Annotated in this window: 27 protein-coding genes; 6 read left to right on the top strand and 21 right to left on the bottom strand. The window is 60.9% G+C overall.

Annotation, left to right across the window (positions count from 1 at the left end; genetic code table 11):
* Positions 1–3: 3 nt before the first annotated feature.
* From BLQ98_RS09335 to fabD, 19 genes are all read right to left on the bottom strand, one after another.
* Positions 4–663: an RcGTA-type gene transfer agent tail tape measure protein gene (locus tag BLQ98_RS09335; RefSeq protein ID WP_093733080.1), complete on the bottom strand. Its 660-nt coding sequence runs from the start codon at positions 661–663 to the stop codon at positions 4–6.
* The gene (locus tag BLQ98_RS09340) at positions 663–896 is read right to left on the bottom strand and encodes a rcc01693 family protein (protein ID WP_093733081.1); all 234 of its coding nucleotides are present in this window, start codon (positions 894–896) and stop codon (positions 663–665) included. The genes BLQ98_RS09335 and BLQ98_RS09340 overlap by 1 nt, the downstream gene beginning before the upstream one ends.
* Positions 893–1,207: a gene transfer agent family protein gene (locus tag BLQ98_RS09345; RefSeq protein ID WP_093733082.1), complete on the bottom strand. Its 315-nt coding sequence runs from the start codon at positions 1,205–1,207 to the stop codon at positions 893–895. Before BLQ98_RS09345 ends, BLQ98_RS09340 begins: the two co-directional genes overlap by 4 nt.
* 2 nt (positions 1,208–1,209) lie before the next feature.
* On the bottom strand, positions 1,210–1,650 hold the full coding sequence (locus tag BLQ98_RS09350; RefSeq protein WP_093733083.1) for a phage major tail protein, TP901-1 family: 441 nt from the start codon (positions 1,648–1,650) through the stop codon (positions 1,210–1,212).
* Between the two features lie 34 nt (positions 1,651–1,684).
* Entirely contained in the window at positions 1,685–2,095 is a 411-nt protein-coding gene (locus BLQ98_RS09355) for a DUF3168 domain-containing protein (RefSeq protein ID WP_093733084.1), read from the bottom strand.
* Positions 2,092–2,430, bottom strand: coding sequence for a head-tail adaptor protein (locus BLQ98_RS09360; protein ID WP_093733085.1), 339 nt, complete (start codon positions 2,428–2,430; stop codon positions 2,092–2,094). The genes BLQ98_RS09355 and BLQ98_RS09360 overlap by 4 nt, the downstream gene beginning before the upstream one ends.
* Positions 2,427–3,023: a head-tail connector protein gene (locus tag BLQ98_RS09365; protein ID WP_093733086.1), complete on the bottom strand. Its 597-nt coding sequence runs from the start codon at positions 3,021–3,023 to the stop codon at positions 2,427–2,429. Before BLQ98_RS09365 ends, BLQ98_RS09360 begins: the two co-directional genes overlap by 4 nt.
* A gap of 158 nt (positions 3,024–3,181) precedes the next feature.
* On the bottom strand, positions 3,182–4,357 hold the full coding sequence (locus BLQ98_RS09370) for a phage major capsid protein (protein ID WP_093733087.1): 1,176 nt from the start codon (positions 4,355–4,357) through the stop codon (positions 3,182–3,184).
* Between the two features lie 4 nt (positions 4,358–4,361).
* Positions 4,362–4,976 (bottom strand): HK97 family phage prohead protease, encoded by a 615-nt coding sequence (locus tag BLQ98_RS09375; protein ID WP_093733088.1) that lies wholly within the window; start codon positions 4,974–4,976, stop codon positions 4,362–4,364.
* A gap of 25 nt (positions 4,977–5,001) precedes the next feature.
* Complete coding sequence (locus BLQ98_RS09380) at positions 5,002–5,226, bottom strand: GTA head formation protein, RCAP_rcc01685 family (protein ID WP_093733089.1); 225 nt, start codon at positions 5,224–5,226, stop codon at positions 5,002–5,004.
* On the bottom strand, positions 5,219–6,394 hold the full coding sequence (locus BLQ98_RS09385; protein ID WP_093733090.1) for a phage portal protein: 1,176 nt from the start codon (positions 6,392–6,394) through the stop codon (positions 5,219–5,221). Before BLQ98_RS09385 ends, BLQ98_RS09380 begins: the two co-directional genes overlap by 8 nt.
* Before the next feature lie 148 nt (positions 6,395–6,542).
* Positions 6,543–7,886, bottom strand: a complete 1,344-nt coding sequence (locus tag BLQ98_RS09390; RefSeq protein ID WP_472911604.1) for a DNA-packaging protein — start codon at positions 7,884–7,886, stop codon at positions 6,543–6,545.
* Positions 7,822–8,265, bottom strand: coding sequence for a hypothetical protein (locus BLQ98_RS09395; protein ID WP_093733091.1), 444 nt, complete (start codon positions 8,263–8,265; stop codon positions 7,822–7,824). The genes BLQ98_RS09390 and BLQ98_RS09395 overlap by 65 nt, the downstream gene beginning before the upstream one ends.
* Positions 8,266–8,376: 111 nt before the next feature.
* Positions 8,377–9,561 carry an endolytic transglycosylase MltG gene (mltG, locus tag BLQ98_RS09400; protein ID WP_093733092.1) on the bottom strand — a complete coding sequence of 395 codons (1,185 nt, stop codon included), beginning with the start codon at positions 9,559–9,561 and terminating at the stop codon, positions 8,377–8,379.
* Positions 9,561–10,820: a beta-ketoacyl-ACP synthase II gene (gene fabF, locus BLQ98_RS09405; RefSeq protein WP_093733093.1), complete on the bottom strand. Its 1,260-nt coding sequence runs from the start codon at positions 10,818–10,820 to the stop codon at positions 9,561–9,563. Before fabF ends, mltG begins: the two co-directional genes overlap by 1 nt.
* A gap of 87 nt (positions 10,821–10,907) precedes the next feature.
* Positions 10,908–11,441, bottom strand: a complete 534-nt coding sequence (locus BLQ98_RS09410) for a GNAT family N-acetyltransferase (protein ID WP_093733094.1) — start codon at positions 11,439–11,441, stop codon at positions 10,908–10,910.
* Positions 11,442–11,620: 179 nt separating this feature from the next.
* Positions 11,621–11,854 (bottom strand): acyl carrier protein, encoded by a 234-nt coding sequence (locus BLQ98_RS09415; protein WP_005852881.1) that lies wholly within the window; start codon positions 11,852–11,854, stop codon positions 11,621–11,623.
* 201 nt (positions 11,855–12,055) lie between these two features.
* Complete coding sequence (gene fabG, locus BLQ98_RS09420; RefSeq protein WP_093733095.1) at positions 12,056–12,793, bottom strand: 3-oxoacyl-[acyl-carrier-protein] reductase; 738 nt, start codon at positions 12,791–12,793, stop codon at positions 12,056–12,058.
* 24 nt (positions 12,794–12,817) lie between these two features.
* Complete coding sequence (gene fabD / locus BLQ98_RS09425; protein ID WP_093733096.1) at positions 12,818–13,750, bottom strand: ACP S-malonyltransferase; 933 nt, start codon at positions 13,748–13,750, stop codon at positions 12,818–12,820.
* 147 nt (positions 13,751–13,897) lie between these two features.
* On the opposite strand from fabD, the gene BLQ98_RS09430 reads away from it, so the two are divergent.
* Positions 13,898–15,094: a cytochrome b/b6 domain-containing protein gene (locus BLQ98_RS09430; RefSeq protein WP_093733097.1), complete on the top strand. Its 1,197-nt coding sequence runs from the start codon at positions 13,898–13,900 to the stop codon at positions 15,092–15,094.
* 100 nt (positions 15,095–15,194) lie between these two features.
* On the opposite strand, the gene BLQ98_RS09435 is transcribed toward BLQ98_RS09430, so the two are convergent.
* Positions 15,195–15,764 carry a YceI family protein gene (locus BLQ98_RS09435; RefSeq protein ID WP_208596039.1) on the bottom strand — a complete coding sequence of 190 codons (570 nt, stop codon included), beginning with the start codon at positions 15,762–15,764 and terminating at the stop codon, positions 15,195–15,197.
* Between the two features lie 167 nt (positions 15,765–15,931).
* Positions 15,932–16,426 carry a hypothetical protein gene (locus tag BLQ98_RS09440; protein ID WP_244148405.1) on the bottom strand — a complete coding sequence of 165 codons (495 nt, stop codon included), beginning with the start codon at positions 16,424–16,426 and terminating at the stop codon, positions 15,932–15,934.
* Between the two features lie 290 nt (positions 16,427–16,716).
* Between BLQ98_RS09440 and rpsF the strand changes: the two genes are divergently transcribed.
* From rpsF to BLQ98_RS09470, 5 genes are all read left to right on the top strand, one after another.
* Entirely contained in the window at positions 16,717–17,079 is a 363-nt protein-coding gene (gene rpsF, locus BLQ98_RS09450; RefSeq protein ID WP_005852867.1) for a 30S ribosomal protein S6, read from the top strand.
* 29 nt (positions 17,080–17,108) lie between these two features.
* A complete protein-coding gene (rpsR, locus tag BLQ98_RS09455; RefSeq protein WP_005852865.1) occupies positions 17,109–17,336 on the top strand; it encodes a 30S ribosomal protein S18 in 228 nt (75 codons plus the stop codon).
* Positions 17,337–17,347: 11 nt separating this feature from the next.
* On the top strand, positions 17,348–17,962 hold the full coding sequence (gene rplI / locus BLQ98_RS09460) for a 50S ribosomal protein L9 (protein ID WP_093733100.1): 615 nt from the start codon (positions 17,348–17,350) through the stop codon (positions 17,960–17,962).
* Positions 17,963–18,186: 224 nt separating this feature from the next.
* Positions 18,187–18,636: a transglycosylase SLT domain-containing protein gene (locus BLQ98_RS09465; protein ID WP_093733101.1), complete on the top strand. Its 450-nt coding sequence runs from the start codon at positions 18,187–18,189 to the stop codon at positions 18,634–18,636.
* A gap of 108 nt (positions 18,637–18,744) precedes the next feature.
* On the top strand, positions 18,745–19,010 hold a 266-nt coding region (locus tag BLQ98_RS09470), incomplete at its 3' end, for a transposase (protein ID WP_141135315.1).

The following is a 19,010-nucleotide window of genomic DNA, read 5'->3' on the forward strand; positions in this document are numbered from 1 at the left end:
CCCCTAGCGGTTACGGTTGCCAGCGTTCAGCGCGCGGCTCAGCTGTGCGGCGATCTGGCTTTGACTGCGTTGGAACCCCTGCACATCAGGGGTGGTGATGTTCATGACCACGGTCGTCCCGCCGCTCGCGCCCCCTTTGACACCCAGCTTACCGTCCGGACCCCGCGCCAACGGCATAATCGCTTCCGGCCCTGCTTCGCCCATTAGCCCCATCCCCCCGCGCATGCCAAAGCCCGTGGCGGTGCTGACAATCCCCCCTTGGGCGAAAGGCATCACACGTCCTTGAGAAAACGGTGCCCCATCAGCAAAGGGCAGTATCCCCTGCATCAGTGATCCCACGCCTTGACTGATCAGCCCCCCGACGTGATCGGTGACCGGCTTCATCGCTGCGTTATAGGTCGTGTTCACCATCGAACGCGCCACGGTGGACAGGGCATCCGACAGTTTCATCCCGTCAAACGCGACACCATCAAATGCCTTGCGCAACCCTCGGCTCAGCCCTTTTTCCAGCGTGGCGACATCCTTGCCCGTCGCGGCCAATGCACTGCGCATACGGCGCAGTTCGGTATCGAAACCTGCTACCAGCGTGGCCGTCGCGCCAAGCGTGTCATTCAACCGCTCTGCGCCATCCTCTAGCCCGTCGAATGTATCATTCTGTGCCATCAGTCTTCCTCTCTCTCCCTATCGGGATAAGCCGCCATCAAAGCCGCCAGCCCATCCCCCAACAGCGGAGCCCGCCCCGCCTCGCTCCCCAGCATCAGCTGAAGCTCTGCCGGCGTGAGCGCCCAAAAGGCGTCGGGCGTCAGCGTCAATCCTCTCAGCCCCGCTCGCATAAGCGCGGCCCAGTCCATCCCGCGCGCGGTCTCTGTCGTGATCCTCTTTGGCGGCAGGCTCATACCGGCACGACAAAGGCACGCGCCAAAAGCTCTGCGGCGGCCTGAGAGGCGGCAACCGGCCCGCCCTCGATCTCGGCCTGCGCCAGCGTTTCGGCGCTCACCTCGGTGCCCCCTGCACGCAGCCCCGCGGCCAGCAGCAACAGCACATCCCGACTGCTGAACCGATTACCCTCGAACCGCTCAACCAAAGCCACCAGCGACGGCTCTTCCAGCGCGTCCTCCAGCTCGGCCAGGGCCCCAAGGGTCAACCGCGCCACGCGCCGCTGACCATTCACCACCAGCACCACATCCCCTCGCCACCGGTTCACCATGATCAGACCCCGCCCTGCGGTGCATCGTCAGTATCGGCGGTAAAGCTCAATTGCCCCGCGGATTGCAGGCTCAGCTCATAGGTCGCCTCCCCATTGAGCGACCCGCCATATTCAATGGCCGCCACCTGGAATGGCCCCTCGATAATACCGAAACTGGGGATCACGATCTGAAAATCCGGCGTCAGCCCGTCAAAAAACAACTGCCGCGCGCGTTCATCTGTGCCCGCATCGCGAAACACGCCCGACCCGCTGATCGCGGCAGAACGGACACCCGCGCCCGCCAGCAGCTCCCGCCAGCCCCCCTCGCTGTCAAGCGAGGTCACTTCAACCGGCTCCGCGTTAAAGCTCACCCGCGTGGCACGCAGCCCCGCGATCGTCTCGAACTGACCATCGCTCGTCATATCCACCTTGACCAAAAGGTCTTTGCCCGCTTGAACAGCCATATCCATTCTCCTGATAATTTTCTGAAAATCCGGCTCAGCCGTCCTGAACCCGTGCCTTGAACCGCATCTCTATCTGTCGACGTGCTTCCGCCCCAACCTGACGCGCAACGGCCCGCTCGAATGTCAGGCTAACCAAATGCCCGCGGCTCAGGGCAAACTGCCCTCCGATCAGCACATCGCTCACCGCCGCGGCCACCTGTTTCGCGGGGGCGAACCCCGCATGATACGTCACGATAAGGACCATAAACCGATGCTCGGCCCCGCCGCCCGTCCCGTCAGAGGCATCGCGCACCGCTTCTGCGCCCAACTGCACATACAGCGCGGGCACTTCCCCCGCAGGGGCCGCATCAAAAACCGCATCCCCCACCAGCGCCGTGACCGCCTGATCCGTGTTCAGCACGCCAAAGACCGCCTGCTGCAGGGCAAACCCCATGCCATAGCTCATACCGCCACCTCCTCATGGGTCAGGCAGGCCAGATACCGCCCCTGTGCGTCTTGTTCGGCCACAGACTGGATCTGATAGACCCGCGCGCCCTCACGAAACCGCTGCTGGGGCAAGGGGCGGGCCGGATCACCCACAGGGGCACCGCGTACCGTCACCACACAAACCCCGCGGCTTACCTCGATACCGCCCTTGCCCAATCGCCGCCCCCGCCGCGCTTTGACATCCGCCCACAGATCGCCCACCCGCACCCATGTCCGGCTCTCTCCACCCGCACCATCAGGCTGGGGCACCTGCGCCTCCAGCACCAAGCGGCGGTTCAACGACAGCTGGTTCATGCGCGTGCCCCCAAGCCGATCCGCAGCGGGCGGTAGCGTTCGATCAGGCTGCTTACACCAAAGGGCATACAGCCGTCGCCCAACCGGGTTTCGTGGCGATACTCATAGTAATGCGCTGCCAGCATCAGCACGGCCTGCTGCAAATCCGCAGGCACCGCGCCCCAGCTTTGCCCAAGCCCCGCCTCAAACACGATCTCGACCGATCCCTGTGGCGGGATATAGGGCAGCATTGCCCCCGACGGTTTTAGCAGCGGCACCTGCATGTCCCGCACCAACCAATACCGCTGCGGCTCAATCATCGTCTCCGGCCCATCCCGCGACACCACCGTAACGCTCACGATCCCCTGCACCGGTCCCACGGGCAAAGCCTGCGCCTGCGTGTCTTTCCACTCCGGCAAAGTCAGCGCGAACTGTCGCGTGATCAGAGCCTTGCCCGTGCGTGCCTCTATCGCTGCGATGGCTGCGCGCAAAAATCCCGCCAGCACCGGCTCTTGTACCGTCTCAGTGCCAAAGCCGCTGCCCATCCGCAAATGCGCCTTGAACGGCTCTAGCGGCAGATCGGCCTGCGCCACCCCTGTCTCTTCGATCAACATCTCATCGCTCCAAATCTAGCCCGCCAAAGCCCCCCGGACGCGCACCCCGACTGCATCGCTCGGTCGGAGGCAGCAGCTAGGCAATGCACCCGGCGCATCGTCGCGCGCCCGGGGGTGAGGGCCGGACATCACCGGCCCCCCGTGTTCGACCCCGCGCCTTACGCGGTGCCGAATTTCAGCAACTTGATCGCGGCGAAATCGCTCACGTCGCCACCCACCCGTTTGGTTGCGTAGAACAACACATGCGGTTTGGCGCTAAAGGGATCGCGCAAAATACGCAGGTCTGGCCGCTCCGCCACGGTATAGCCGGCAGCAAAGTCCCCGAACGCGACCGAGAATGAATCCGCTGCCACATCGGGCATGTCCTCGGCCACCAGCACCGGATAGCCCATCAGCCGCGCGGGCTGGCCCTGCGTCATCCCGTCGGACCACAAGAACCGCCCGTCCAGATCCTTAAGCTTGCGCACAATGCCCGCGGTCTTCGAGCTCATCACGAAACTGGCCTGCGCGCGGTACTGCGCCCCAAGCGCATAGACCAGATCAACCACCGCATCCGCCGTGATCTCCCCCGCGACGCCGGTGGGCACATAGCCCAGATTGCCCCACGCCCAGATCACATTGTCGACCGTGGCATGGGCCAGAAACCCCTTGGGCTTGTCGATCCCGTCGCCGTGGATAAAGGCCGCGGCTTCGGCCCGCGAAAATTTGTCGGCGATCCGCCCCGCCAACCAGGCCTCGATGTCGAAGGCACTGTCATCCAGCAACCGCTGCGACGCTTTAGGCAGCGCGCTTAACTCGTGCAATGGGATGGTGATCCGGTCGATCTGCGGCGTGTCGGTCTCTGACACGGCACCCGTCTCTGTCGCCCAACCGGCCCCCACGTCGGCATGATCCACCAGCACATCGTAGGACGTCGCCTCCACCTGTACGACCGACGCGATAGCGCGGATCGACGCCGTGGCATTCAACACCGACATCACCCGATCCGACGTCTGTGGATCCACCAAATAGCCGCCATCCGAATTCACCGCCGCCGACAGCGCCTTGCTCTCCAGTTCAAGCCCGCGCAACCCGTCGTCATCGCCATTACGGATATAGGCCTGCAACGCTTTCTGATGCGGCGCACCGCTCTCCACCACCCCCGCCAGAGGGGTCCGCGCCGGCACAGTCATCTTTCGATCCAACATAGTCATTCGCTCTTCTGTTTGTTGCAACTTGGTCGTCATATCGTCCTGAAACCCTTTGAAATACTGTACGAATCCACCCACCGCGCGGCGCATCTCCTCCACCGCGCCGCTTCGCTCATCACCCGTGTCCTCCACTGCCCGCTCCATCCGCTCACCCTCCGTTCCGGTTTAAATTCTGCCGTGCCTCGTCAAAGACACCTGCCATGCCGCGCAAGACCTCTCCGACGGCAATGAAATCCCGCTTCGCCGCGACCCGCGCGGTGGGCAGCATGGGAAACGTCACCAGCGACACCTCCCACAGATCAAGCGTCTGCAGCACACGTTGGCCCGCGTCATTCTTGGCCGCCCGCTGCGTGCGATAGCCGATACTCAGGCCATCAATTGCCCCTGCCTCGATTAACGCCGCCGCCTCTCGGCCCCGTGCCACACTGTCCAGCAGCCGCCCCTTGACCCAGAGCCCGCGCGCGTCCTCGCGTAGCTCGTCCCACACGCCGATGGGCTGGGCCGGATCGTGCTGCCACAGCATCTTGATCCGCCGACCCGCGGCCTCTGCTGCCGCCAGCGACGCGCCATAAGCCCCCCGCGCCACCAGATCGCCGCCCTGATCGACGCGGCCGAAAAGGCTGGCATAGCCGCTGATCTCAAAGCCGCCTTCCACCAAAAGCCCTTCGTCAAAACGCGCAAACTTATGCTCCAACTCGTCGCCCATGTGGGGCAAACCTCTCCCGTTCTCCGACCCGAGGCCGAAGCGCATGCCATCTTCCATGACACCCTCCCTTGCGTTCAAATTGCTACGGCGCGACCACCAGAAACGACTGTACCGCCTGCGCCAAAATCACCGCGACCACACCGTAGACGGTCAACCACAACCGCCGCTCCAGCCGCTCCATCATCTCTTCCAGCCGGTCCAACCGCTGCAAGAGGTTCTCGTGGTGGATTGCACTCACCCTCTCATGCGCCTGCAACCGCAAGCCCGGCGCACATTCAAACCGGTCATATCCCATCTCCTCACCCATCAGCCGCCACCGCCGGCAGCCCCAACAACGACCGCTTTTCCGCCTGCGTCAGAAAATCAGCCCCCGCCACCCTTGCCCATTGGGCATCGCGTTCCTGCGCCAAGGCCGACACCTGATCCAGATCGGGCTTCAGCGTCACCGCCTCTTGCGTGAATCCCGCCAGCCAAGCCCCAAGTGCGGCCGCAACCCGCGTGGCCAATGGCAACACCGTCAACCGATAGAAGGCCCGATGCGCCTCTTGGTAATTGGCATAGGTCGCATCTCCCGCGATCCCGAGCAGCATCGGCGGCACCCCAAACGCCAGGGCCACCTCCCGCGCCGCCGCCTCCTTGGTGCGGTGAAACTCCATGTCCGAAGGCGAAAACCCCATCGGCTTCCAATCAAGCCCGCCTTCCAGCAACATCGGTCGCCCCGCATTGCGCGCGCCCTGATGGTGGCTCTCCATCTCGCTCACCAAACGGTCGTACTGGTCGTCGCTCAGCTTGCCCTGCCCCTCGGCCCCGCGGTACACAATCGCCCCCGAGGGCCGCGCTGCGTTGTCCAACAGCGCCTTGCTCCACCGCGACGCCGCCGCGTGCACGTCCAGCGCTATCGCCGCCGCCTGCATCGGGCTAAAGCCATAATGATCGTCCTGCGGGTGAAAATTCTTGATGTGACAGATCGCGGCCGTATCCCCTGACACGTCAAACCGGTGCTTGCGCCCGCCGACGGCATATTCATAGGCCACCGGCCAGCCATCCGCCCCTGGCACCACCGACATGCGATCCGACCGCAAAACATGCAGCTCCGCCGGCACCGGGCCAGCCCCAACCGCCTCGATATACCCGTTACCCGTCAACAGCAGCTGCGCATAAAGCGCCTCCAGCAGCTCGGCCCGCCCCTGCGCTCCGTTTGGCCGTGCCACCAGCTTCAGCAGTGGGTGGGTCTCGAACCGTTGCTCTGCATCCTGCAACACCAAGGGCAAGGCCGCCGCGGCCTCCGCAATCAGCTTGACCGACCGAAACCCCACAGGGTTGCCGCAAAAGCCGGTGCGCGTCAGGCTGACGACGTCGCGCGGGCTCCAGGCCACACGCCCGCTGGTCTGATAGGCAACGACAGGCCCCGTGGCAGAGGCTTTCGTCTGCGCAACCGCCTCACCCGCCCCCCGTTTGAGAAAATCAAAAACCATGCCGCTGCTCTCCCTGCTCATTGACCGCCCCATGAAAATCTCACCAATCTCTTAACGCCGCCCGACCAGACCGAACGCAGCGCTCGCAACACCGCTTCATTTTGCCGGTTAAACTCTCCCCGAAGGGCCGTTCTCCTCCTCGAACCGCTCACAACCCCCGCACCCCGGGCATTCGCCACCGCGCCGCAGGCTCGATCATCAGCTCGTGCAGCGCCCAGACCAGCGCATCCACGCGGTCGGGCGATCCGCCGCCCTCGTACCCCCGCGCTGCCATCCGGCACATCTGGTCCTCCAGCGCGTCCAATCCCGCGACATGGCCCACGCGGCCCTGCTCGTACAACGCAGCCACAGGCTCTGCCCGCGCCACCTTGCCACGGCTGGCATGAACCGATTTGACCGGCACCATCGGATCGACTTGTCGCAAGACCTCCGCCACCATCTGCCCACCTTGATTGATCTCGGCGATCAAGCGGTCCGCGCCAAATTGCTCCATCGCGCAGATCGCGGCCCGCGCCCAAGCCGACGGGGTCGCCCCCTGCACCGTGCAATCGGCCAGCACCACCGCTCGCCAGTCCTGCGGCGGGCCTTGCGTCTGCGCGCCTACGACCACAATCCCGCATTCATCCGATCCCGCACCAGCCGTCGTGGCCGGATCCAGCCCCACGACGATCCGGTCCAGCGCAGGCACATCCCGCACCCGCCCCGCCTCGATCCTCTCTGAGGTCCACAGTGCCCCTTCCGCATCCGCCAACAGCACACCATCCAGCTCCTGCCGCCCCAACCGCGTCCCGCGATAGCGCGCGCGCACCTCCTCCAGAAATGACCCCGCAAGGTTCGCGACATTGGCCTCTGTCGGCGCATGGGTGGTCACGGTCGACGGCGACGCCAGCAACGCCTTCAGCACGCCGACATTGCGCGGAGTCGTGGTCACACAGACCCGCGGGTCATCCCCCAACCGCAAAGCAAACTGCAACTGGTCCCACGTCTCTTCGGCCTTTTTCCACTTGGCCAATTCGTCCACCCACGCCGCATCAAACTGCGGCCCGCGCAGCCCTTCGGGGTCATGCGCAGTATGAACCGTCGCCACCGCCCCGTTTGGCCAGACCAACCGCTTGCGCGTCGCCTCCCAGTCCGGTCGCCGATCCGCGGGCGAGCACGCCAATATCCCGCTATCGCCAAAGATCATGACCTCGCGCACCTGCTCTATCGTCTCGCCCACCAACGCCACACGGCGACAGCGCCCCGCATCCAAGGGCCGCGATCCTTCGACCTGCGCACGCACCCATTCCGCGCCCGCGCGTGTCTTGCCCGCACCGCGCCCGCCCATGATCACCCAGGACCGCCAGTCGCCTTCGGGGGGCAGCTGATGCGGCATCGCCCAGAACTCGAATAAAAAAGGGAGAGCCAAAAGCTCTCCCTCATCCAGATCATTCAAGAACCGGTCTTGCACCGCAACATCGGCGGAGCCGATCCAGCTTGCACCCGATGTCAGCCCGCGCCTGTTCCATGTCCAGCGCGTATCCGCCTCGGGCAATGCCCGCTTGTCTGTTTCTGCAGTCATTCAGATAGGTCTCCACTTTGACGCAGGTCGCCACCATGCCACTGGCTTTACCCAATGCCTTCGACGCTGCTGTTTCGTTTACTTCCTCCCCGGATCGGGCCTGTTCTCTCAGGCTCTCTATCTCGCGGCGCAAATCACGGATCGCGACCTGCAACGCCTGAAGCTGCTCTTCACTGGCAGCAATTTCCTGTTCCGGGGTATTCATCGTCATCTTGCTCTTACCTCTCGTTTTGGACCTCCAACCCGAGAAAACACGAAAAAACGGCCACCGGAACTTAATCCGGGGCCGTTTGCCCATGTCTTCTAGCATGGACGTATTTCTATGTCAGAGCGGACGCAAAGTCAAGGAAAACAAGGTTACCGAAACCTTTCAACCCCTTACGATGGTTAACAAATTCCTAACTTACACCCGCTCTGACACTTAGTTTCCGCCCGTTGACGCATTGCCCGCCGCTTCCGCGCCACGCTCTGCCTCGATCTTGCGCCAGCGTGCCACATTGGCGTTATGCTCTTCCAATGTCTCGGCAAAAGCGTGACCGCCCGTGCCATCGGCAACAAAGAAAACATAGTCCTCGCTGGCCGGTTGTGCGGCAGCCATCAGGCTCGCACGTCCGGGGTTGGCAATGGGCGTCGGCGGCAGTGCGTCGATGACGTAGGTGTTGAACGGTGTCTCCTTGCGCAGCTCGCTGCGGCGCAGACCACGCCCCAAAATGCCCTGACCATTGGTGATGCCATAGATCACGGTCGGGTCGGTTTGCAGACGCATGCCCTGGTTCAAACGGTTGACGAACACGCTGGCAACCTGCTCGCGCTCTTCCGGCACGCCCGTTTCCTTTTCGACGATCGACGCAAGGATCAACAGCTCCTGCGGCGTTTCAATCGGCAGATCAGGATCGCGGGCATCCCAGGCCTCGGCCAGACGCTGTTCTTGCGCGGCAGCCATGCGGGCCAGGATCGCGGCGCGGTCATCGCCCTCGGACACTTCATAGCTGTCGGGGGCCAAGGTCCCCTCGGCGGGCACCGCCTCGATCTCGCCAGCCAGCAAGTCGATGGATTTCAACGCTTCGGTTACCTGCCAGCTGGTTACGCCTTCGGCCATTGCGATGCGGAAACGTGTGTCAGCTTTGGCTTTGGTCTGGGTATAGACCTCAGGCACCTCATCCTCCCCAGGAGAGAACTCAGCCCGTTCGACGAAACGGTTGGTGGTCGGGTCCAGCTCGCGTACCTGCGTGCTGATACGATTGACGCCGATCCGGTACACGACCTCGGTGCCGCAAGTGCTGGCCCCGCCGCGCGTGACTGTATCCACGATCTCTTTCATCGAGGCTTCGGGCTGGATCAGAAAGCTCCCCGCCTTCAAGGCGCGGGTCTTTTCCTCATATTCGGCCCCAAGACGGAAGATCGCGGACGAGCTCACGGCCTCTTGTGTGGCAAGATCATCGCCGACAGCCCGCATGTTCGACCCACGTTCCACCTGCAAGCAAATCGCCTGCGACAGAGGTCCGGGCGCATCATACTGCCCCCGGCCCCACAGGATAATCCCGCCTAACAAAAACAAACCTAAAATCAGAAACGTAACAGCGTTAGACGCGATATGCCGCCACATTAGGATGCTTTCCCGAAGATAACGCTCGCGTTAGTGCCACCAAAGCCAAACGAGTTGCTCAGCGCGATATCAATCTTGCGCTCCACCTTCTTGTTCGGTGCCAGATCGATCTTGGTTTCAACCGCAGGGTTGTCGAGGTTGATGGTCGGCGGTGCCACCTGATCGCGGATCGCAAGAATAGAGAAGATCGCCTCGATTGCGCCCGCAGCCCCTAACAGGTGACCGGTGGCGGATTTGGTCGACGACATGGTAACCGTTTCAACCGCATCGCCCAGCATCCGCTCTACGGCACCCAGTTCGATCACATCGGCCATGGTCGATGTGCCATGGGCGTTGATGTAATCGATATCGGTTGGTGCCAGACCGGCACTGCGCAAAGCGTTGCGCATGGACCGCTCCGCGCCGTCGCCGTCTTCGGCAGGTGCGGTGATGTGATAGGCGTCGCCCGACATCCCGTAGCCCAGAACCTCAGCATAGATCTTGGCGCCACGCGCTTTGGCGTGTTCGTATTCTTCCAACACCACAATGCCCGCGCCTTCGCCCATGACGAAACCATCACGATCGGCGTCATAGGGGCGGCTTGCCTTGGTCGGATCGTCGCCCCGCTTGGTGGACAGCGCTTTACAGGCGTTGAAGCCCGCCATGCCGATCTCGCAAATCGCGGCCTCGGCCCCGCCAGCGATCATCACATCGGCGTCACCATGTTGGATCAGACGGCTCGCATCACCAATTGCGTGCGCTCCGGTAGAGCAGGCCGTCACGACCGAATGGTTCGGACCACGGAACCCATAGCGAATCGATACCTGACCCGAGATCAGGTTGATCAACGCGCCGGGCACAAAGAACGGGCTCACGCGGCGTGGGCCTTTTTCGTGCATCATGACAGCGGTATTCGCGATAGAATTCAAGCCACCGATGCCAGACCCGATCAACACGCCGGTGCGTTCCAGATCTTCGCGGTCCGTCGGCATCCAGCCGGAATCCTCGACCGCTTGCTGTGCTGCCGCCATGCCGAACAGAATAAAGGTATCTACCTTACGCTGTTCTTTCGGCTCCATGTATTTATCGCCGTTGAACGTGCCGTCGGTGCCATCACCAAGGGGGACTTCGCAGGCGTATTGAGTGACCAGTTTACTGGGATCGAAGCCCGTAATCCTGCCTGCACCGGACTGACTATCCAAAATTCTGGACCAGCTGGCCTCTACGCCATCGGCAAGCGGCGTTACCAATCCCAAACCTGTCACAACTACTCTGCGCATATCCAAGCCCCTTGGTGTTTCTTTGCGTTGACCGGCTATACCTTGCCGAGACCGTAAATTTCAAGACGCGAAGCGCCCAAGCCACAGTCAGACCGGCGGGCCTTTGCGCGTCATCAGACGTATCTCGTCGCCGTCAAGCTCTATGTCGCGCAGCGCGGTATATCCCAAGGTCTCGGCCAGACGCAGCGACGACGCATTCGCCACGGCAATCATGCACACCGTGCGCCCCGTCACCACGCGGTCGAACCAGTCATGCGCCGCGCGCGCGGCCTCAAGTCCCAACCCCGTGCCCTGCGCTTCGGGGGCCAACACCCAACCGGCCTCTGGAAAGGGATCGAAATCGTCGCCAAACCCGCGGGAACCAAAGAAAAAACCGACCTGACCTTCCATCTCGCGGGTGCCGCGCGACTGGATCGCCCATTGCCCGAACCCGACAATCTGCCAATGGCCGGCATTGCGCAAAAACGCATCCCAGCTTTCAGCCTTGGGTTTGGGCTTGCCGGTAATATGGGTCACCACAGCGGGCGTGGCCCAGATGTCAGCATAACGAGGAAAGTCTTCGGCCCGCATGGCGCGCAGGGTGAGACGGGCGGTATTGATGGTCGGTACTGATCGCGACATGTGGTGAATTACCTTCACGCTTGAATTTCTGTCATGACCAGTGTCACGCCACAGCCCGTCCAAGACAAGAGACGCGCGGTCCCCCCAAGCAAAAACGGCGCCCTTCCGCTAGGAAGAACGCCGTTCTCTAAATCTCGTGCCGCCGCGACGCCTATTGGGCTGCGGCTGGCGAAAACGTCTTAGGACGCTTCTTTGATGAACTTGACCGCGTCGCCGAAGGTCTGAATGTTCTCAGCTGCGTCATCGGGGATCTCGATGCCGAACTCTTCTTCGAACGCCATAACCAGCTCAACAGTGTCGAGGCTGTCTGCGCCAAGATCGTCGATGAACGATGCGTTCTCAACAACTTTGTCTTCTTCAACACCCAGGTGCTCTACAACGATCTTCTTTACGCGGTCTGCGACGTCGCTCATATTCAGTCCTCATTCATTCGGGCAATCCTGCCCTCTTCTGTTTCCGTCAGAACCTTATGCGGTCCGTATGGATCGTGCCCCGAGGGGCGGCTATGGCCCTTGTTGTCACAAGGTAAGGGGGGCAATCAAGCCTCCCTGTCGTGGATTCTGCGCCCCATTTAGCACAACGCGCAGATTTGGCAAACGCTTTGCAGCGCAGGCTCACAACATGGCCATACCGCCGTTCACATGCAAGGTGGTTCCGGTGACATAGGCGGCTTCCGGGCTGGCCAGATAGACGACAGCCGATGCGATTTCCGATGCTTCGCCCATGCGACCCGCAGGGATCTGCCCCATGATTCCCGCCTTTTGGTCGTCGGTCAGCTTGTCGGTCATCGCTGTGGTAATGAAACCGGGGGCGACCGCGTTCACGGTGATCCCGCGGCTGGCAACTTCATAGGCAAGCGATTTGGACATGCCCACCATACCGGCCTTGGACGCGGCATAGTTCGCCTGACCGGGGTTTCCGGTGGCACCGACCACGCTCGAGATATTTACGATCCGGCCCCAACGCGCCTTCATCATGCCCCGCATTACGCCTTTGCACAGCTTGAAGGTCGCGGTCAGGTTGACGTTGATCACCGAATTCCATTCGTCATCCGACATGCGCATGAACAGGTTGTCGCGGGTGATGCCGGCGTTGTTGACCAGAATATCGACCGAACCCATCGCCTCTGCCGCCTGTTTGGGCAGCGCATCAACGGCATCCATATCGCTCAGGTTACAGGGCAGCACATGGGCGCGCTCGCCTAATTCGGCCTTCAATGCTTCCAAAGGTTCGGTGCGGGTGCCAGACAGGCCCACGGTCGCGCCGCGTGCATGCAGGCTGCGCGCGATTTCAGCGCCGATACCACCCGAAGCACCGGTGATCAGCGCATTTTTTCCAGTAAGATCAAACATATGTAATTCCTTTCGCGGCCTATCTCAGGCCGTTTTCACCGCGGCGACATCGGCAGCGGTGCCAATGTTCACGCAGGTGATTTCCTTGTTGATGCGGCGGATCATGCCGGACAGAGCCTTGCCCGCGCCGATTTCCCAGACCTCGGTCACGCCTTGCGCGCCCATCCATTCAACCGACGACATCCAGCGCACCTGACCGGTGACCTGTTCGATCAACAGCTTGCGGATCTGATCGGGGTCGGTAACCGCTTCGGCCACTACATTCGCCACAACCGGCACGGCGGGGGCATTCATTGTCACATCCGCCAGCGCACCGGCCATTTCCTCTGCGGCAGGGGCCATCAGGGCACAGTGGAACGGGGCAGACACGGGCAACAACAAGGCACGCTTAGCACCGGCGGCTTTCGCCAGATCAATCGCGCGTTCGACGGCTGCCTTGCTGCCCGATACAACATTCTGCGCCGGGTCATTCTGGTTGGCGACCTGACAGACCTCGCCCTGGGCGGCCTCTGCGGCGACGGCTTCGGCCTGCTCAAAGCTGAGGCCCAAAAGTGCTGCCATAGCGCCCTGCCCCACAGGCACAGCCGCCTGCATCGCGCGACCGCGAATGCGCAGCAACCGCGCCGTATCCGACAGCGAGAATGTTCCCGCCGCGCAAAGTGCCGCATATTCACCTAGCGAATGGCCCGCGACATAGGCCGCCTTGTCGACGGTAATGCCTTCGGCCTTCAACGCCGCCATCGCCGCCATTGACGTTGCCATCAGCGCAGGTTGTGCGTTTTGGGTAAGCGTCAGCGCGTCAGCCTCGCCTTCCCAGATCAGCGTCGACAGCTTTTCGCCCAAGGCTTCGTCCACCTCGTCAAACACGGCCTTTGCCGCCGGATAGGCGTCGGCCAGATCGCGGCCCATACCGATGGTTTGCGCGCCTTGGCCCGGATATACGAATGCAATGGTCATAAAGTCCCCCGAATTTGCGTTTCCAGCGCTTTAGCGCGTGGGTGGCCGTCAAACAAGCCTGCACGGCGACTGTGCGCTGATCCGCATTGGTCCCGACCAGCCGCTATAGTATGGATAAGCCACCTTAATTCCCGACGGAGCAACCCGATGGCCTTTTCCAATACCGCAATCCGCTACGGCGGGGTGACCAAGTTTTTTCACTGGCTCACCGCCCTGCTGATCCTGACGCTGATCGCACTTGGCCTTTATGCCAGCGACCTGCCTCACGACACCCAAGACGCCCTGACCCGCAAGGCGTGGTTCTTTTCGTTACATAAAACGCTGGGTGTCACGGTGTTCTTTGTCGCCCTCGCCCGCATCGTCTGGGCCTTCGCTCAAACGAAACCGGGGCTGCTGAATGCGGATCACAAACTGGAAAGCTGGCTGGCCGAAACGGTGCATTGGGTGCTTTACGGGTCTTTGGTGATCGTGCCGCTGGCCGGCTGGATCAGCCACGCCGCGGCCTCCGGCTTTGCGCCGATCTGGTGGCCTTTGGGGCAGTCCCTGCCGTTCATTCCTAAAAATACCTCCCTCGAACATGCCTTTGGCGCGGTACACATTATCGCGGGCAAATTGCTGATCGGGGCGCTGGTCCTGCATGTGGCAGGCGCAGTGAAGCATCATGTCATCGACCGCGATTCGACGCTGCGACGCATGTTGCCGGGCGAGCCGGCGATTGGCCCGCTCCCTGCGCAACACCACTCTGCTGCGCCGGTGGTAACCGCGACCGTGGTCTGGATCGCGGCAATCGGCCTGGGTTTGGGGCTGGGTCTGGGCCAACCGGCAGATACAGAAGAGACCGCAACGCTCGACGCCGTGGCGTCCGAATGGCAGGTCCAAAATGGCACCATCGCGCTTGAGGTCACGCAGTTCGGGTCCGTCGTGGCAGGCAGCTTTGCCGATTGGACATCCGCGATTACCTTTGATGAGACAGTCCAAACTGGCAAAGCCGGCGAGGTGACAACCACGGTCGCGATCCCGACGCTCAGCCTCGGGTCGGTGACGGATCAGGCGATGGGTGCGGATTTTTTCAATACCGAGGCCTTCCCCACCGCAACCTTCCAAGCTGATATCAATGTCGCCGCAGATGGCTACATCGCGGCAGGGACGCTCACGATCAAGGACCAGTCCATACCGGTCGAACTGCCCTTCACCCTGACACTTCAGGACGACACCGCGCAGATGACAGGCACCACTACGCTGGACCGTCGCGACTTTGGCATCGGGGAAACGGTGACGGATGAAAGCACGCTCGCCTTTAGCGTCACCGTGAATATCGACCTCACCGCCACACGAGGACAGTAATCCGATCCACAACGGCACGGGCCATATGGCCCCGCCCCCATAAACGCAAAAACGCCGGGGACCTGCCCCGGCGTCTTCGTTTTCTCACTAAATAAAAAGCTTACTCAGCCTTCATCGCTTCGATAGAGATGTTCACTTGCACTTCGTCGCTGACGAAAGGCGCGAATTGACCAAGGTTGAAATCGGTGCGTGTGACCGTGGTCGTCGCGTCGAAACCGGCCCAAGGCTTCTTGGCCATTGGATGCTCGCCCATCTGGTTCAGCTTGGCGTCCAGCACAACGGATTTCGTGACGTCGTTCATGGTCAGGTCGCCGGTGATCAAGGCGGTTTTCTCGCCCGTGACTTCGATGCCCGTGGAGACAAATGTCACCATGTCGCCATCTTCGGCCCCAAAGAAGTCACCTGTCATAAAGTGCTCGGTGCGCGGCTCCCAGCCGGTGATCATGTCTTTGACCGGAAACGACACCGAAACCGAGGAATTCGCGGGCTCCGCTTCGTCCATCATGATTTCACCGTCAAATCCGCTGAACATCGACGTGGTGGTCGAGAACCCGAGGTGGTTATAGGTGAAAACGATCTGGCTGTGGCTTGCGTCCAGCACGTATTTTTCGGCTGCGAACGCGGATGTGGCACCCAGTGTAAGGGCAGCAGCAAGAAGGACAGACTTCATGTTCATTGGAATTCTCCTGTTGGCGTGTGTCTGGAGTATACATGAAGCATTTCAATATTTCAGCAACCCAGCAGCGTTCAACACTTAGTGCGCATTAGCGAACAGTCGCACGCACTTTAGATGCTCGCTTTTAGATGCCCGCTTTGCCGTACAACACCCGGATAGGATCAGACCACCTGGCCGGAATCCCGTAGGCTAAAGGTCAGGTTATCGACCACACGACGTTCTGCAATATGAACATCCACAATGAAATTGCCCCGTTCGTCCCAGAAATGAAAGTTGCGGCCCACACGCTCTACCCGTCCCAGATCGCAAAAGCTGCACCGGTGCAGCACGCGTTTGGACCCGACCGCGCGGGGGCGTACGAGCCGAAGCTCGCGTCGCAGCGTATCAATCTGTATGTCGGGCAACGCGGGCTTTTGCTCGGATAGCATCAGGCTTGCGCCCAACATTACAGACAACGCCGACAGCCCCACCTTGAACAGCATCACATCAGAACCAAAGTTCGACCCCGGCGTCAGCCACAACCCCGACGCCGCCAGCACCAAGGCCGCCCCCAGCAACCGCTGGACGCTGCGCACCACCGCCCGAGAGCCATCTACCATCCCGGCCTGTGCCGAATACTGAAGACTATCCGCCGAGAAATTCGTAACTGCGCCCATTGTTCTGATAAACCTTGCTTAACCGTGTGATCCCCCTTCAGTTCTCGTATGGGTTCATGACGAAAAAGAGGCGCGCCCGTGATGGAAGTGGTACTTTTCAAAGGACCATATGTCCCAAATCGATAGACGCCCGTGCCATAGCGCCAACGCACCCTTGCCCTGCCTGCAAAACCGTGTATATCGGGCCTTCGTTTTGCATCATCTTTTGAACCGCGCAGACTCTCGTGGTGGGGCCGCAAAACGCAAATGCCCTGCCTATGAAATGCGCCTTGATATAAATAGGAGTGCACATGCCGCTTTATGAGCATGTTATGATTGCGCGTCAGGACTTGTCCAACACGCAAGCAGAAGGCCTTATCGAACATTTTGGCACAGTTTTGGCTGACAACGACGGCAAGCTCGTCGACAGCGAATACTGGGGCGTCAAAACGATGGCCTATAAGATCAACAAAAACCGCAAAGGCCACTATGCCTTCCTGCGTTCGGACGCACCTGCGACCGCCGTTCAGGAAATGGAACGCCTGATGCGTTTGCATGATGACGTGATGCGCGTTCTGACCATCAAAGTTGATGAGCACAAAGAGCTGCCATCGGTCCAGATGCAAAAACGTGACGAACGCCCCGAGCGTGGCGAACGCCGCGAACGTCGTTGATCATCAGCTTGCAATAAAGGACATAAACCATGGCCGCTAAACCATTTTTCCGCCGTCGTAAGGTCTGCCCCTTCTCGGGCGACAACGCACCGGCAATCGATTACAAAGACACACGTCTTCTGCAGCGCTACATCTCTGAGCGCGGCAAAATCGTTCCTTCCCGTATCACCGCAGTCTCCGCGAAAAAGCAGCGTGAATTGGCCCGTGCCATCAAACGCGCCCGCTTCCTCGCCTTGCTGCCCTACGCCGTTAAGTAAGGAGAAAGCACATGCAAGTTATCCTTCTGGAACGTGTGGCCAAACTGGGCCAAATGGGCGAAGTCGTGGATGTAAAGCCAGGCTACGCACGCAACTATCTGCTGCCACAAGGCAAAGCGCTGTCGGCTTCCAAAGCCAACATCGAAGCCTTTGAAGGTCAGAAAGCACAGCTTGAGGCGCAAAACCTCGAGACCAAAAAAGAAGCCGAAGCCATGGCGGACAAGCTGAACGGTCAGCAGTTCGTTGTGATCCGCTCCGCTTCCGATTCGGGCGCTCTGTACGGTTCCGTCACAACACGTGACGCATCCGATGTGGCAACAGCCGAAGGCTTCACAGTCGACCGCAAGCAGGTCGTTCTGGGCAGCCCCATCAAAGATCTGGGCCTGCACGACGTTACCGTCGTTCTGCACCCCGAAGTCGAAGTCACCATTCAGCTGAACGTTGCACGTTCCGCCGAAGAGGCCGAGCTTCAGGCTGCTGGCAAGTCGATCCAGGAATTGGCCGCAGAAGAAGAAGCTGCCGCCGAATTCGAGATCTCTGAACTGTTTGACGATCTCGGCTCCGCCGCATCCGACGACGATGATCAGCCACAAGCAAACGAGAAAACGGACGAAGACGAAGCTTAAGCCTCAGTCTTTCGACCTGATTCCAAATGAAACGCCGCCGCTGAGCCTTCAGCGGCGGCGTTTTTCGTTGCATAATCGGCGACATGCCGCCCTTAGGTAAGCGACGCTCTGCCCATCCGAAACCAGCGTCATTGCGCGGTATTTCATGGATTGTATGCATGGGGCTCCCATCAACGATGCGAGCCACCCGCATGAATACGCTCACACGCCGCTCCCTTTGTCAGATGTTGCTTTGCGCACCCGCCCTATCCGCCTGCGCCAGTACCGAAGCAGAACCGCCCGCCGTGGCCCGTAAACTGCCCTTACACCCGAACGAGACGCCAGAGCTGCGTGGTCTGATCAATAAATGGGCCGATCACTACGAAGTGCCCCGCCCCTTGGTCCACCGCCTTGCCATCCGCGAAAGCACGCACCGTCCCGAGGCGCGCAATGGGCCGTATTTCGGCCTGCTTCAGATCCTGCCCGCAACCGCACGCGGCATGGGCTTTAGAGGCGATGCCGGCGAGCTTTTAAATCCTGATGTCAATTTGAAGTACGGCGTCAAATACCTGCGCGGCGCTTGGCTGCTGTCCAATGGCGATCACGCCACAGCAATCAAATGGTACGCGCGCGGCTACTATTACGAAGCAAAACGGCGCGGCATGTTGGTTGAAACCGGCCTGCGCAAGGGCTGAGCCGCTGCGCTGACGTCCGGCACGGGGCCGCTGCCAGGGTAATCCCCCCTAAAATTAGCGGTGTTCAAAAGTGGAATTTTCTCGGCAAGGTATCTGAGGAGATTTACGATGAAGAACGGACGATACAGCGACGCACAGATCATGGCAGTGTTGAAGCAGGCGGAGGGCGGTGTGCCGGTCTCTGAGCTGTGCCGTGAGCACGGAATGAGCAGCGCGAGTTTTTACAAATGGCGGGCTAAGTTTGGCGGCATGGATGCTTCACTGATATCCGAGATGAAGGATATGGCTGAGGAGAACCGCCGTCTGAAGCGCATGTATGCTGAGATAAGCATGCAGAATGATCTGCTGAAGGAAGCCCTTGGAAAAAAGCGTTA

It is taken from the genome of Sulfitobacter litoralis (assembly GCF_900103185.1).
GTDB classification, from domain to species: Bacteria; Pseudomonadota; Alphaproteobacteria; order Rhodobacterales; family Rhodobacteraceae; genus Sulfitobacter; species Sulfitobacter litoralis.